Source organism: Legionella lytica, from assembly GCF_023921225.1.
Lineage (GTDB): Bacteria > Pseudomonadota > Gammaproteobacteria > Legionellales > Legionellaceae > Legionella > Legionella lytica.
This window is the reverse complement of record NZ_CP071527.1, coordinates 2,670,037-2,685,836: the sequence shown is the minus strand read 5'-3', so window position 1 is coordinate 2,685,836 and position 15,800 is coordinate 2,670,037. Positions and strand designations below refer to the sequence as shown.

The window sequence follows — 15,800 nt, the reverse complement described above, 5'->3', positions numbered from 1 at the left end:
GGTTTTACAATGCCCAAGCATTCTGTTGTTTTAATTAATACTGGTATTATTTATCATAAGTAAGTCCTACAAATTCGCTATGTTTTTGCCAGTCGGATATTCATTTTTTAAAACGTTCAAACATAATTTTCTGAAAAGCTAGTTTTATTAAAATTATACGTCATTTATCAGTATCTTTGCTTTTATTTGTATCAAATCGATTTTTTTTTGGTTTTTGATGCTAATAATAGAACCGTCGATACCCAAAGGGCATTTACTTAAAACCTTTTCATCTGGCACGAAAAAGAGCATAATAGCCATCATTTTTTTGATGGAAAATAAGTCGCATGAAACAAACCGTAGAGCATCTTTTAAGACAGGCTTTAGCCGCTTTGCAACAATCAGGAGAAGTCCCTGCTGAATTGAACGTAGATATTAAAGTGGATCGTTCTAAGGATTCAGCTCATGGTGACTATGCCAGTAATTTGGCATTGATATTAGCTAAACCCTGCCGCCAGGCTCCTCGTAACATTGCAGAGCTTTTAGTTCAAGCCTTACCTGAAGATGCGTCTATAGAAAAGGTAGAAATTGCCGGTGCCGGCTTTATTAATTTCTTTATTCGTAATGATGCGCGTTCACAAATTATTACTGATGTTTTAACGAAGACTGATGGGTTTGGACGTAGCACTATTGGCCAAAATCAAAAAGTTTTGGTCGAATTTGTTTCTGCAAACCCTACTGGCCCCTTACATGTTGGCCATGGACGTAGCGCTGCTTTTGGTGCGACCTTATGTAATGTTTTAAGCGCTGCTGGCTATGATGTTAACGCAGAGTATTACGTTAATGATGCAGGACGGCAAATGAATATTTTGGCCGCTAGCGTCTGGTTAAGATACTTGGAGTTAGCTGCTGAGCCAGTTGTTTTCCCTGCGAATGCTTATAAAGGTGAGTACGTTATTGAAATCGCCGAAATCCTATGGTCAGAGCATGGTAAGGAATTTGTACGCCCTTGGGCTGAGGTGCTTGAAGGCATGCCAGCAGATGAACCGCAAGGTGGCGATAAAGAAATTTATATTGATGCAATGATCGCACGTGCCGCATCATTAATAGGAAAAGATGCCTTTACGCTGTTTCATCAGCATGCATTGAATACAGTTTTAGATGATATTAAAGATGATTTGACGGAATTTGGCGTGCACTACACCAATTGGTTTTCAGAACAGTCTTTATTTGAAGATGGTTCTATAGAAAAGGGCATTCAAGCACTTAAAGATGCTGGACATACCTATGAACAGGAAGGGGCTTTATGGTTTAAGGCTACTGATTTTGGTGATGAAAAAGACCGAGTGCTTGTGCGCGCTAATGGACAAAAAACTTATTTTGCTTCGGATGTAGCTTATCATTGGAACAAATATGATCGTGGTTATGATCGGGTAATCAACATTTTTGGCGCCGATCATCACGGTTATGTAACGCGTTTACGTTCTGCAGTGAAAGCTCTGGGCCATGATGAGAATGCATTGACTGTATTATTGGTGCAGTTCGCGATTCTTTATCGAGGCGGTGATCGGGTTCAAATGTCTACTCGTAGCGGTTCTTTTGTTACCTTACGGGAGCTGCGTGATGAAGTGGGTAATGATGCTGCGCGTTTCTTTTATGTAGCGAGAAAATCAGAGCAACATATGGATTTTGATTTGGATTTAGCAAAATCAGAGTCCAGTGATAATCCGGTCTACTACATTCAGTACGCTCATGCACGTATTTGCTCGGTACTAAGACAATTAAACGAACGTGGCTTATCTTGGGATAAAGCCGTTGGGCTTGAGCATATTAATTTATTAGATCAGCCTCACGAGGTTGCATTAATTGCATTAATTGGCCGTTATACTGAGGTTGTGGAACAGGCCGCTATACAATGTGAACCTCATCAAATCGCTTACTACTTACGTGAATTGGCTAATGGATTACATAGCTATTATAATGCGGTACAACTTTTATGCGAACATGAGCAATTACGTTATGCGCGTTTATGTTTGTTAGAGGCTGTACGTCAGGTATTAAACAATGGTCTGGATTTATTGGGCGTGTCCGCTCCTGAGAGTATGTAATGGGAAGAGAATATAAAACTAAGCGGTCTGGACGGGCGCACACTAGTGCGCCGCAACAGATTTTAGTAATGGCAGTGTGTTTTTTGCTAGGTTACTTTACTGCGACTGTTTTTGATGTTGACGCAATTAGTCATTGGGTTAATTCCCAGGTTTTGGCTCATCATGAGGCCCGCAAAGAAGCGCCAAAGCCTCAACCTGAGCGTCAGGCTGCGATTCCTCCTAAGCCGAAGTTTGAGTTTTATACGTTATTGACCAATGAAAAAACTCCTAGTTCGCAACAAGCCGCAAACAATGCAGCTCGACCTGCGGCCACGACGACTGTCGCAGCAACACCTACTGCAGCTGCGCCTAATGTTACCGCCACAACAGCACAAACCGCGGTAGCTGCCACTACAGTAACAGCATCAGCATCAGCACCCAAGTCTGCCCCTGCGGTAGCTAAAGTTCAGGTTGCTGAGGTACGGCCTATCACACCCGCGGTTAGCCGGGGTTCTTTTTCAGTGCAGGTTGCAGCGTTCAAGGCCCGCCGTGATGCGGAGCAGATGAAAGGAATCTTAACACTTAAAGGGTTTAATGTGAGTGTGATTCCAATTAATCATGCCTCGAAAGGGATTTGGTACCGTGTTGTCGTTGGACCTTATGCAAATCGCTCCTTAGCACAACGAGCGCAAGGTGATTTAGCGCGAAATTCACGTTTACGAGGGATGGTTACTGCGGGTTAGTGAACCCCTGACGTATCCCATATTACTGCGTTAATACGGGATACGTTATCTACATTAACCAGCCATTTTAAATTGATACTTGTTCCAACTTCTGTAGTAATTCTTGTGCTGTTTTGCGTTTTTCTGGTTTTGGATCAATACATGATTTAATGACTGGGCCAAAAAAGCCGCATTTAGGATAAGTGGGCTCAGTTGTTCTTTTAACAGAACCAAGGAAGGATTTTTGAGTACCGGGTCGACGATGTTTTTGTTCTTCTTTCGTAAATTTATCAAATCTACCTTCTATAATCTCTTCTTCCGTTCTTCGAGGGGAGCGTCCAGTGGCCAGCTCCCATAAGATAATACCTAGACTAAAAATATCACATTTGGTGTCTGCGCTTCCTTTACCCTTTATTAATGCGTTTACCGTTTCTGGGGCCGCATAGTTTGGGGTTCCGCCTTCTGTTCCTCGCACTATGCCTGAGGCAATGGTTGTGCCTAGAATCGGAATAGTTAGTGCCTTAACTTCTTTAGCAATACCAAAATCACTAATTTTGGTTTTAATCTCAGGTGTATCTTCAATTCGATCAACCAGGATATTCTCTGGTTTTAAATCTTGATGAACAATCACCTCTCGTGCAAATATACCATGCGATATGTTATGCAAATGTACTACTCCTTTTACAATTTGAATCGCGATGGATAATTTAGTTTTCCAGGATAAATTGGGGAGCTTATCTAATAAATCACGAAGTGAACCTCGCATGAGTTCTGTAACGATCCACGTTGTATTATTTACTTGGGCTTCACCTATTAATCTGATGATTTGAGGATGAGGGGTTGCTTTTTTTAATAGGGCAAGCTCATGTTGTTGTTGCGTATCATATTCAGGATCTTGAGGCATTTTAACTGCTACGGGTTTATTTTCGAGCTGATATTGATGTACTGCTCCAAATGCCCCTTTGCCGAGTACTTTATCGGGGCCTTCCATGACACGTCCATCGGTGAGCTGAATTTTTTGGCGGGGAGGTAACTGGTTAGAAAAAATAATACTCGCTATCAGAGCTATGATTGCCACAGCAATGCCTGTAAGTGCCAAACCTAATAAGATTTTGCCTAAAACGATAATACCGCTAACAATAAATGAAAACACAATGACTCTCTTCTAGCCAATAGGGGAGCGATAGTATCATTCTTAGGCATTGATGTGTATTTTTTTACTTTGTGATCTCGATTTAATAAGACTTAGCGGCGCACAACGACTTGAATATTATCCGCATTTTTTATTGCATGAGGTTTACTTACACCTACAGTAAGTTGAGTTACTTTAAAATTTCCCTGGACGAATTGAGCTACTTGATTAGCCACTGTTTCAATAAGTTGAAATGAGTTCGACTCTACAAATTGAGTGACTGTTTCACAAAGAGCTGCATAATCAATAGTTTTACTAAGGTCTTCTTCGCATGAACTTAAGTCGGTATCAATACTAATATCAATAAGTAATTGTTGGTCAATGTGCTGTTCCCAGGTATATACGCCAATGCGGGTGTTTGCTTTTAAGCCTTTAATATGTAAAGTATCCACTTTTTTCCTACTCATTTGGTTTGTAACTATTTTACCTAAATTTTCTTTCTTAATTAAGTCTGATTTGTATTGCTTATGATAAGATATGCACATTTTTAATAATGTTGGGGTCGCACTATGTATGATCTAAACCAATCTTTATTTCTCCGAGCGTTAAGACGCCAACCTGTGGAAAGAACACCAATATGGATGATGCGTCAAGCGGGTCGTTATTTACCAGAATACCGACAAACACGAGCACAGGCTGGTGATTTTTTAAGTCTATGTAAGAATCCAGAATTAGCTTGCGAGGTAACCTTACAACCATTGCGACGGTATGCGATGGATGCCGCGATTTTATTTTCTGATATTTTAACTATTCCTGATGCGATGGGCTTGGGTTTGTATTTTGCTGAAGGAGAAGGTCCTTGTTTTCAGCACCCAGTACGGGACCTTGAGGCAATTAAAAAGTTACAAGTACCTGAAACCACTGAATCTTTAGCTTATGTGATGAACGCTGTGCGTCTAATTCGTAAGGAAATGCCTCAAGAACTTCCTCTGATTGGTTTTGCGGGTAGTCCATGGACTTTGGCTTGTTATATGGTCGAAGGGCAGAGCACCAGAGATTTTAAGCGTATTCTAAAGCTGATTTATACCGAAAGCGATGCAGCTCATCTTTTATTGCAGAAACTGGCTGTATCTGTAGCGGACTATTTGGGAGAGCAAATCAAGGCAGGTGTTAATGCCGTAATGCTTTTTGACACTTGGGGTGGAATACTCACCCCAGAAAATTACCAATTATTTTCACTGGCTTACATGCAGCAAATTATCCAACAGTTGAAAGCTAATTATCCTGAGATCCCAGTTATTTTATTTACTAAAGGGGGCGGCCAATGGTTAGAGCGTATGGCGGCTACAGGTTGTGATGCTTTGGGCTTGGATTGGACCTGTGATTTGGGTGAAGCACGTCGTAGAGTAGGGGATAAAGTAGCTTTACAAGGTAATTTAGATCCTTCTGTATTGTTAAGCTCAGAGAAATGTATTCGTGAACAGGTTCAAAAGGTATTAGCATCTTATGGACATGGTTCTGGGCATGTATTTAATTTAGGACATGGTATTACTCCAGATGTGCCTCCCGCGCATGTGGCTGCGATGGTTGAGGCGGTGCATGAGTTTAGTCCTTTTTATCACCAGTGAAGGACGTTTTGCGGCGTATTCGTGGAATCTATATGTGTAAGTTAGGCCCATGGCCCAACTTACACCTTATGGGGAGAGGGGTTTATCAGCCCCTAAACTGACGACTCAATTGCAATGCCATTTCAATTGATTGTTCATAGTTTAAACGAGGATCCACCAAGCTATGGTATGCTGTTTTCAGATCATCAGCTGCTAAACCGCGGGCCCCGCCAATGCATTCAGTGACGTTATCGCCAGTTAGTTCAAAATGAACCCCACCTAGATAACTGCCCATGCTACGGTGAATTTCCAGGGCTTGTTGTAACTCTAAAAGGATATTATCAAAATGACGTGTTTTAATGCCATCTGCAGTACTTTCAGTATTGCCATGCATCGGATCGCAAGACCAAGTCACGGGAATGTTCGTTTTTTTCACTGCTTCAATCAGTGGAGGTAATAGACGATCGATTTGTTGTGCGCCCAAACGCGTATACAATAAAAGACGACCTTCTTCCCGATTAGGGTTCGCAATCTCTAGTACCTCTTGCAGCCACTCTGGCGTAGCACTAGGGCCAATTTTTATGCCCAAAGGATTTTGTACACCGCGTAAGAACTCTAAATGAGCGCTGTCAGCTTGGGCTGTTCTCATACCAATCCAGGGCAGATGCGTGGATAAGTTATACCATAAACCATCCTCTAATTGTCGAGTCAAAGCTTGCTCATAATGCAGATGCAGTGCTTCATGTGAGGTATAAAAATCAACTTTCGATAAATTACTGGATTGAATACCATCAATAGTTTCCAGAAAATCTAAAGTATCGCTAATTGAATTAACCAAGGTTTTGTATTCTTCTTTTTGTTGAGAATGTTCTACAAAGCTTAAATCCCAACGTTGAGGATGATTCAAATCGGCAAAACCACTATCCAGTAAAGCACGAATAAAATTTAAGGTAATGCCTGAGTAACTGTATGCCTGAAGCAATAAATTAGGATTAGGTTCTCTAGCTTCTGCGGTAAATTCTGGCGAATTAACCAAATCACCGCGATAACTGGGTAAAGTAATTCCATCAATTGTTTCAAAATCAGAAGAACGTGGTTTAGCGTATTGCCCGGCAATGCGGCCAACGCGAATAATGGGTTTGCGCAGACCATGTAATAAGATCAAACTCATTTGCAGCATGATTTTCAACTTATTGCTGATAATCTCTGGACGACAATCATTAAATGACTCGGCGCAATCACCGCCTTGAAGAATAAATGCTTCACCTCGTCCCGCACGAGCAATTTCTCTTTTTAAATGTTTTACTTCACTACTGGTAACCAGTGGTGGCAGCAGGCCCAATTGATCCACAGCCTTTTTTAGCTGGGTTTCATCAGCATAGTTTGCAGCTTGCAAATAGGAGCGCTGGAGCCAGGAAGTCGGCGACCATTTTTGCATAATAAATCCAAGTGACTTTTTCGGTGTCTAAGTATGGAATAAATGGACACATACTGCAACAGGGCCTGCCTACATTTCTACTCTCTAGGCCTCAATGCTCCGATTTCCGTGCTCCGATTTCCGTGCTCCGATGCTCACATGTTGGTGTATGCTGAGTTTCGGTATCCAGAAATCGGAGCATTGAGGCTCAAGCTAGCTAAATGTAGACCGGCCCTTGCTCATTATGTCTCCATTTTCTTCGAAGTCGTAAGTAGGGGGGACAATCCCGTATTACGCTGCGGTAATACGGGCTACATCCTGGATAGGCAAACAGCCATTCAATACTTATTTTAAAATCAGGCCTTGAAATTTCTAGTTATTGTCCCCATGTGTAGAGTTCAGGTTAGTCAGGAGTTATTTGGATGAGCAAACACGAGAAAAAAGATTGGAATAAATTTAAAGAAGAACACCAAGCTCACGAGGAGCAACCTACTGAAGAACAAAGTGATGTTGCTGAGCCAGTTTATCATGAAGAAGGCTTGGAGCATGCGAATTATAAAGAATTAAGCGAGCAATTAACTCTTGCTGAGCAAAAAGCCCATGAAAATTGGGAAAAGTCTGTACGTGCTATGGCTGAGTTAGACAACGTTCGTCGTCGTGCTGAACGTGAGATTGCTAATGCTCATCGATATGGTGCTGAAAAACTAGTCAGCGCTTTATTACCGATTATTGATAGCTTAGAACAAGCTCTGCAATTGGCGGCTAAAGCAGAGGATACTGCGATGCGTGAAGGTCTCGAATTAACGATGAAATTATTTGTCGATGTATTGCAGAAATTTGATGTACAGCAACTGGATCCGATGGGAATGCCTTTTGATCCTCAAGAACATGAAGCAATGACTATGCAAGATGCACCTGATGTTGCGCCGAATACAGTTATTGCCGTATTCCAGAAAGGGTACAAGCTCAATGATCGCGTCATTAGACCTGCACGCGTTATTGTATCAAAAAAATAAATCAGGAAATGGGTTGAAATCAGGGGGATATACCCCATATGAATTTCATCACATAGTGAAAAATATTAATTTGGAGTAAGAATAGAATGGCAAAAATTATTGGAATAGACTTAGGTACAACTAATTCATGTGTCGCGGTAATGGAAGGTGATAAGCCTCGTGTTATTGACAACGGTGAAGGTCATCGTACAACGCCTTCAATTGTTGCCTACACTGATGATGGTGAAATCCTAGTTGGTCAATCTGCAAAACGCCAATCAGTAACCAACCCTGAAAAAACATTATTCGCGATTAAGCGTTTAATTGGCCGTCGTTTTGAAGATGGTGTCGTACAAAAAGACATTAAGATGGTTCCATACAAGATCATCAAAGCGGACAACGGTGATGCTTGGGTTAAAGTACAAGGCCAAGATAAAGCACCACCACAAATTTCTGCTGAAGTTTTACGTAAAATGAAAAAGACTGCAGAAGATTATTTAGGTGAAGAAGTGAAAGAAGCGGTTATCACTGTACCTGCTTACTTCAACGATTCACAACGTCAAGCGACTAAAGATGCAGGCCGTATTGCTGGTCTGGAAGTAAAACGTATTATTAACGAGCCTACTGCAGCTGCTCTTGCTTACGGTATGGACAAAAAACGTGGTGATTCCATCATTGCTGTATATGACCTTGGTGGTGGTACGTTTGATATTTCCATCATTGAAATTGCTGAGGTTGATGGTGAGCACCAATTCGAAGTACTTGCAACGAATGGTGATACCTTCCTTGGTGGTGAAGACTTTGACTTAGCATTGATTGATTACTTAGCTGCAGAATTCAAGAAAGATTCAGGCATTGATTTACATAATGATCCATTAGCATTACAACGTTTGAAAGAAGCTGCTGAAAAGGCAAAAATTGAATTGTCTTCAGCACAACAAACAGATGTTAATTTGCCTTACATCACTGCAGATGCTACGGGGCCAAAACACTTAAACATTAAGTTAACTCGTGCGAAGTTAGAATCTTTAGTTGAAAAATTGGTTGAGCGTACTATCGAACCATGTAAAACAGCATTGAAAGATGCAGGCTTATCTGTATCACAAATCAATGAAGTTATTTTGGTTGGTGGTCAGACTCGTATGCCTTTAGTACAAAAAACTGTAGAAGAGTTCTTCGGTAAAGAACCACGTAAAGATGTGAACCCTGATGAAGCAGTAGCTGTGGGGGCTGCAATTCAAGCAGCAGTATTGTCTGGTGAAGTGAAAGATATTCTCTTGCTTGACGTAACTCCATTGTCTTTAGGTATTGAAACAATGGGCGGCATTATGACCAAGCTCATCGAGAAAAATACAACAATTCCTACTAAGGCAAACCAAGTGTTCTCGACTGCAGATGACAACCAAACTGCAGTAACTGTACACGTATTGCAAGGCGAGCGTGAGCAAGCATCTGCGAACAAATCTTTAGGTCGATTTGATTTGGGTGATATTCCTCCTGCACCACGTGGCGTACCACAAATTGAAGTAACTTTTGATATTGACGCGAATGGTATACTTAACGTTTCTGCTAAAGATAAAGCAACCGGTAAGGCGCAATCTATTGTCATTAAAGCTTCCAGTGGTTTGAGTGATGAAGAAGTTGATGCGATGGTTAAAGATGCGCAATCTCATGTTGAAGAAGATAAGAAGTTTAAAGAATTAGCAGAGCTTCGTAATCAGGCTGATAGCTTGATCCACAGCTGTGAAAAATCAGTGAAAGATTTAGCTGAGGAACTTTCTGATGATGAGAAGAAAGGCATTGAAACTGCAGTTGCTGAATTAAAAGAAGCAGTTCAAGGCACTGATAAAGCAGAAATTGAAGCGAAATTAAAAACTTTAACTGATGCTTCTGCGAAAATGGCAGAGCGTGTTTACGCGAAAAAATCAGCAGAAGGTCAAACTCAGCAAGGTGGCGCACCGGAAGAGCCCGCTCATGAATCTGCAAAAGCAGATGATGGGGTTGTGGATGCTGAATTTGAAGAAGTTAAGGACGATAAGAAGTAATCGTTTATTCAATGGGTTTTGTAAAACCTTGATTGGGCCGAGAGGCCCAGCAATAATTGCTATTCGTGGCTATAATGCAATGAATAGGGATTATTGTTGGTGCCTTCGGCCCAAACTCCGTTTTACGAGACGGTTTTAAAACTAATTTTATCTATATATGTGAGTAGTTATGGAACAGCGGGATTATTATGAGCTTTTAGAAGTAAGTCGAACTGCGAGTGATGCAGAAATTAAAAAAGCATATCGTAAGCTGGCGATGAAGTATCATCCAGATCGCAATCCCGGTGATTCCTCCGCAGAAGAAAAGTTCAAAGAAATTCAAAATGCATACAGCATCCTCTCCGATCAACAAAAACGTGCAGCCTATGATCAATTTGGTCATGCTGGAGTTGATCCGTCACGAGGTGGCGGTGGTGGTTTTGGTGGTTTTGGCGATGTTTTCGAAGATATTTTTGAAAACATTTTTTCTGGCGGCCGTGGCGCAGGGCGCCAATCACGTGGCCAGCGTGGTGCGGACTTACAATTTAACATCACTTTAACGCTAGAAGAAGCGGCTACAGGCAAAGACGTTGAGATCACTGTGCCTAGACAAGGTGCATGTAATGTCTGTGATGGTTCGGGTGCTAAACCAGGTACTCAGCCAAAAACTTGTGAAACCTGTAATGGCATGGGGCAAGTTCGAATTCAGCAAGGCTTCTTTTCAATTCAACAAACCTGTCCAAGTTGCCATGGAGAGGGTAGAATAGTTACTGACCCATGTACAGGCTGTCATGGCCAAGGTCGTATCCGTGAAAGTAAGAAATTAACAGTTAAAATTCCCGCAGGTGTTGATAACGGTGATCGTGTACGATTGACTGGCGAAGGTGAGGCTGGAATATATGGGGGCGGACCTGGTGATTTGTATGTGCAAGTCAATGTTAAAAAACACGCAATTTTCGAGCGCCAAGATAATGATTTGCATTGCGAGGTTCCCATTAGTTTTATCACGGCTGCATTAGGAGGCTCTATTGAAGTTCCGACTCTTGAAGGCCGAGTTACGCTAAAGATTCCTGAGGAAACTCAAACAGGCAAAGTGTTTCGTTTAAGAAGCAAAGGAATGAAGTCTGTACGAGGGCATGGTCAGGGTGATTTATTATGTAAAGTCGTTGTTGAAACTCCGGTTAACCTTTCTCGCGAGCAGAAGGACTTATTAACCAAATTACAAGAATCTTTAGAAAATGCTAAGGCAAATCATTCACCACGTACTAGCTCATGGTTTGCGGGAGTGAAAAAATTTTTTGAAGACATGAAATTTTAAGTTAATTAAGTTACAATGGCGCATTATTTTTATGTGTAATTTATGCACATTTTTGTGCTGTCAACATAGTTTTATTTAGGATTAAAACTATGTTGGCTGAATTACACACAACATAGAGTGTGTCCATGATGAATCAACCAGCAATTTTAGTGTTAGCTGATGGAACGGTGTATGAAGGTATTTCTGTAGGCGCTAGTGGTGACTGTGTTGGTGAACTAGTTTTTAATACCTCCTTAACTGGCTATCAGGAAATGCTTAGTGACCCTTCTTATGCCCGCCAGATTATTACTCTGACTTCTGCCCATGTAGGTAATACTGGTTGTACTTATGAGGACATGGAATCTAATACCGTTTGGGCAGCCGGTTTAGTGATGAGGAATTATGCCATTACCCACAGTAATTATCGTGCAGAACAATCGCTTAGCGAATGGCTTAAGACGCACGGTGTAGTGGCTATTGCTGAGATTGATACACGCGATTTAGCCCTAAGACTGCGTGAGCATGGTGCAATCGGTGCGTGTATTAGTACCGATGTAAGCAATCCCGAACAGGTTTTAGCTAAGGCAAAATCATTTGCTGGACTGCAAGGTATGGATTTAGCTTTGGAGGTGTCTCGAAAAACCACGGAGCGTTGGCATGAGGGACGGGGAGAATGGGGGCCTGCTTCTCGCCCACAAAAGTTTCACGTGGTTGCCTATGATTTTGGTGTAAAGCACAATATTTTACGCATTTTATATGATAAAGGATGCCATCTCACGATTGTTCCGGCACAAACCTCTGCTGAAGAGGTATTGGCAATGGAACCCGATGGTATATTTTTATCGAATGGTCCTGGGGACCCTGAAGCCTGTGACTATGCAATTAAAGCAACTCAAGAGTTTTTAAAACAGGGTATTCCTGTATTTGGTATTTGCCTTGGCTTTCAAATTTTGGCTTTAGCTTGTGGTGGTGAGACCAAAAAAATGAAATTTGGCCACCATGGAGCAAATCATCCAGTTATTGAAACTGAGGGTAACCAGCGCGTATTTATTACCAGCCAAAATCATGGATTCACAGTGGATGAAAACAGCTTGCCAGAGTGTTTGGCAGTGACTCATCGTTCTTTGTTTGATGGAACTTTACAAGGTATTCGTCATAAAGAAAAACCAGCACTTGGTTTCCAGGGACATCCTGAGGCGAGCCCTGGACCACATGATATCGAAATAATATTTAATGAGTTTATTAAGTTAATGGGATAACCCCCTTTAAAGAGGATTTACAATGAACGAAAGCTTTGTCTTCACTTCCGAATCGGTTTCTGAAGGACATCCAGATAAAATCGCAGACCAAATTTCTGATGCGATCTTAGATGCTATTCTTGAACAAGACCCTAAAGCTCGAGTGGCTTGTGAGGTTTATGTTAAAACAGGCATGGTTTTAGTGGGTGGGGAAATTACCACTAAAGCTTGGGTTGATGTTGAGGCTGTAACACGAAATGTAGTTAAGGAAATTGGATATAACAGCTCCCAAATGGGGTTTGACTGGGAGTCTTGCGCGGTACTGTCTGCAATTGGTAAACAATCACCAGATATCGCTCAAGGTGTGGATAATACAACAACCAAACTTCAAGGAGCCGGTGACCAAGGTATTATGTTTGGTTATGCTAGCCGTGAAACCGATGTCTACATGCCCGCACCGATTGCTTATGCCCATCGTTTGATGGAAAAACAAGCGCAATTACGCAAATCAGGTGAGCTATCGTGGTTACGTCCGGATGCTAAAAGCCAGGTGACTTTACGTTATGAGCATGGTATGCCGGTTGAAGTAGATACTGTAGTATTTTCAACGCAACATTCTGAAGACGTGAGCCATCAAGATTTAGTGGAAGCGGTACGTGAAGAAATTATTAAAACGACCTTACCTGCAGAATGGTTAACTGATAAGACACGTTATTTTATTAATCCTACTGGCCGTTTTGTGATTGGTGGTCCACTAGGGGATTGTGGTTTAACTGGTCGTAAAATCATTGTTGATACTTATGGTGGAACAGCCAGACACGGTGGTGGATGTTTCTCAGGTAAAGATCCTTCAAAAGTAGATCGCTCTGCTGCTTATGCTGCGCGTCACGTAGCCAAAAATATTGTGGCTGCTGGTTTAGCTGATAAGTGTGAAATCCAGGTTTCTTACGCGATTGGGGTTGCTGAACCTACTTCCGTTTTTGTGGAAACTTTTGGCACAGGCCGTTTAGCTAATAATGAAATAATTGAGTTAATTCATGCTCATTTTGATTTAACTCCTCAAGGTATCATTGAACATCATAATTTACTGCGCCCAATTTATAGAGAAACTGCAACGTACGGACATTATGGACGTGAGCAATTTCCTTGGGAACGTTTAGATAAGGTCGCTCTATTGCAGAAAGCACTGTAAGGATTTAACTATAAGGATATAATCATGGAATTAGTAACTAAGGGAATTATGAATCATAAAGTAGCCGATATGTCCTTAGCGTCTTGGGGACGTAAAGAAATTGCAATTGCAGAAACGGAAATGCCTGGTTTGATGGCTTTACGTGAAGAGTTTGGGGTAACGAAGCCTTTAAAAGGCGCTCGTATTGCAGGTTGCTTGCACATGACCATTCAAACTGCGGTGTTGATTGAAACTTTGGTAGCACTGGGTGCTGAAGTTCGGTGGTCTTCATGCAATATTTTTTCTACTCAAGACCATGCGGCCGCAGCAATTGCTGCGGAAGGAATTCCTGTTTTTGCCTGGAAAGGGGAAACTGAGGAAGAGTATTGGTGGTGTGTGGAACAAACTTTAAGAGGGCCTGGTAACTGGACTCCTAATTTACTTTTAGATGATGGCGGTGATTTAACGCAAGTCATCCATGAAAAACATCCTGAGCTTTTGGAAGGAATAAAAGGCGTTTCTGAAGAAACAACGACTGGAGTCGCTCGCCTTTATGAAATGGCGAAAAAAGGCGATTTAAAAATGCCTGCGATCAATGTGAATGACGCGGTGACTAAATCTAAATTTGATAACCTCTATGGTTGTCGTGAGTCTTTATTAGATGGATTAAAGCGTGCAACCGATGTGATGATTGCGGGTAAAGTTGCTTTGATTTTAGGCTACGGCGATGTGGGTAAAGGTTGTGCACAAGCTCTACGGGGACAGGGAGCAACGGTCTTTATCGCTGAAATTGATCCTATTTGTGCATTACAGGCCGCAATGGAAGGGTATCGAGTCGTTACTTTAGATGATGTGGCTGAGCAAGTGGACATCGTGGTTACCGCAACAGGTAACTATCATGTAGTGACTCATGAGCATATGATGCGTATGCGTAACCAAGCCATCTTATGTAACATTGGTCATTTTGATTCTGAAATTGATGTCCGCAGCTTAAAGCAGTATCAATGGGAAAATATTAAGCCCCAGGTCGACCATGTTATTTTCCCTGATGGTAAACGTATTATTCTATTGTCGGAAGGACGTTTAGTTAATTTAGGTTGCGCAACCGGACATCCAAGTTTTGTAATGTCAGCCTCCTTTACTAATCAGGTTCTAGCGCAAATTGAATTATTCCAACATGCTGCGAACTACGAAAAACAGGTTTATGTTTTACCTAAAGTTTTAGATGAAAAGGTAGCGCGTCTGCATTTGGGACGCATCGGTGCGAAATTAACGCAATTAACTCAAGAGCAAGCGCAGTATTTGGGTCTTGATGTTAAAGGACCTTATAAACCTGAGCATTATCGCTATTAAAAATTTAAGAAATTCTCGGTGCTCATGGTGTCCCTGCGAGGGAATGTCAGGCCCATGGCCCGACATTCCCTTTTGTTCCTAGCAAACTTATTTTTTCTTTGGTTGTAAAATAAAACATTGCGGCTAAACTTAAATCATAGGGTAACTAAATATGAGCTAATGCCTATGTCTCTAAAAAAGGATCATTATTTAAATGATAAAATCAATCCCACGAGATATAATTCAGTGCAGGAAGGGCTGGACTATCTGCAAAAACTCAAAGATTTGGATGATTTAAGTCGTGCTAAAGAACATTGCCAAGAATATATTGATGAGTTGGTTGTTCTGAACTTTTCCTACAATAACCAATCTGTTAATAAATTGGTTCAAGAGACACATGAACAAATTTATGCTGCCCGGAATGAAACAGAACTTGATGAAATTCAGGTAAGCATGGAGTCTATTTTAAATAAAATCGTGAGTAATCATGTGGTTGATCAAGCAAAAAAAGTATGCGAAACCTTTTTACATGGCATTGAGAAATACGCGAAAAATGACGTGAACATGGATCAATTCCTCATTGAGAAGCGGGAAGTAATTGCGCAAACTGATAATGAAGCAGAAATAACGACGATAACTAAAGATTTGTACCAAATATTAGAACGAATGCAAGTAACCTCGATGTTTAATAACCAGCGTTTTAAAGCCGAATTCCACACTATAAAATCGTCGCACGATGAACTAAAGAATGAGCCAGATGGTTCTTCTTTTGAACCCTAATCAGACAAATTCAGACCCT

General features: G+C 41.4%; 13 protein-coding genes. 10 read left to right on the top strand and 3 right to left on the bottom strand.

The features are described 5' to 3' along the window. Positions 1-326: 326 nt before the first annotated feature. Positions 327-2,087, top strand: coding sequence for an arginine--tRNA ligase (argS, locus tag J2N86_RS11830; RefSeq protein WP_252579669.1), 1,761 nt, complete (start codon positions 327-329; stop codon positions 2,085-2,087). Further along, the gene (locus J2N86_RS11825) at positions 2,087-2,809 is read left to right on the top strand and encodes an SPOR domain-containing protein (protein WP_252579668.1); all 723 of its coding nucleotides are present in this window, start codon (positions 2,087-2,089) and stop codon (positions 2,807-2,809) included. Before argS ends, J2N86_RS11825 begins: the two co-directional genes overlap by 1 nt. A gap of 67 nt (positions 2,810-2,876) precedes the next feature. Here J2N86_RS11825 and J2N86_RS11820 read toward each other — a convergent pair whose 3' ends face one another. Both J2N86_RS11820 and folB read right to left on the bottom strand, forming a co-directional pair. Beyond that, complete coding sequence (locus tag J2N86_RS11820; RefSeq protein WP_252579667.1) at positions 2,877-3,941, bottom strand: protein kinase domain-containing protein; 1,065 nt, start codon at positions 3,939-3,941, stop codon at positions 2,877-2,879. 92 nt (positions 3,942-4,033) lie between these two features. Beyond that, the gene (gene folB, locus J2N86_RS11815; RefSeq protein WP_252579666.1) at positions 4,034-4,372 is read right to left on the bottom strand and encodes a dihydroneopterin aldolase; all 339 of its coding nucleotides are present in this window, start codon (positions 4,370-4,372) and stop codon (positions 4,034-4,036) included. A 117-nt stretch (positions 4,373-4,489) separates the two neighbouring features. Between folB and hemE the strand changes: the two genes are divergently transcribed. Further along, entirely contained in the window at positions 4,490-5,548 is a 1,059-nt protein-coding gene (hemE, locus tag J2N86_RS11810) for a uroporphyrinogen decarboxylase (RefSeq protein WP_252579665.1), read from the top strand. Positions 5,549-5,633: 85 nt separating this feature from the next. Here the strand turns inward: hemE and J2N86_RS11805 are convergent, their stop codons facing one another. Further along, on the bottom strand, positions 5,634-6,965 hold the full coding sequence (locus tag J2N86_RS11805) for a 3-deoxy-7-phosphoheptulonate synthase class II (RefSeq protein WP_252579664.1): 1,332 nt from the start codon (positions 6,963-6,965) through the stop codon (positions 5,634-5,636). Positions 6,966-7,366: 401 nt separating this feature from the next. Between J2N86_RS11805 and grpE the strand changes: the two genes are divergently transcribed. The 7 genes from grpE to J2N86_RS11770 all read left to right on the top strand — a co-directional run bounded on the left by grpE (position 7,367) and on the right by J2N86_RS11770 (position 15,781). Then, positions 7,367-7,960: a nucleotide exchange factor GrpE gene (gene grpE / locus J2N86_RS11800; protein ID WP_252579663.1), complete on the top strand. Its 594-nt coding sequence runs from the start codon at positions 7,367-7,369 to the stop codon at positions 7,958-7,960. A gap of 86 nt (positions 7,961-8,046) precedes the next feature. Next, positions 8,047-9,984 carry a molecular chaperone DnaK gene (gene dnaK / locus J2N86_RS11795; protein ID WP_252579662.1) on the top strand — a complete coding sequence of 646 codons (1,938 nt, stop codon included), beginning with the start codon at positions 8,047-8,049 and terminating at the stop codon, positions 9,982-9,984. 169 nt (positions 9,985-10,153) lie between these two features. Next, a complete protein-coding gene (dnaJ, locus tag J2N86_RS11790; RefSeq protein WP_252579661.1) occupies positions 10,154-11,281 on the top strand; it encodes a molecular chaperone DnaJ in 1,128 nt (375 codons plus the stop codon). Positions 11,282-11,406: 125 nt separating this feature from the next. Further along, positions 11,407-12,519, top strand: coding sequence for a glutamine-hydrolyzing carbamoyl-phosphate synthase small subunit (carA, locus tag J2N86_RS11785; RefSeq protein ID WP_252579660.1), 1,113 nt, complete (start codon positions 11,407-11,409; stop codon positions 12,517-12,519). Between the two features lie 22 nt (positions 12,520-12,541). Next, positions 12,542-13,690, top strand: coding sequence for a methionine adenosyltransferase (gene metK, locus J2N86_RS11780; protein WP_252579659.1), 1,149 nt, complete (start codon positions 12,542-12,544; stop codon positions 13,688-13,690). Between the two features lie 24 nt (positions 13,691-13,714). After that, a complete protein-coding gene (gene ahcY / locus J2N86_RS11775; RefSeq protein ID WP_252579658.1) occupies positions 13,715-15,022 on the top strand; it encodes an adenosylhomocysteinase in 1,308 nt (435 codons plus the stop codon). 165 nt (positions 15,023-15,187) lie between these two features. Further along, positions 15,188-15,781, top strand: coding sequence for a hypothetical protein (locus J2N86_RS11770; protein WP_252579657.1), 594 nt, complete (start codon positions 15,188-15,190; stop codon positions 15,779-15,781). Positions 15,782-15,800: the final 19 nt, after the last annotated feature.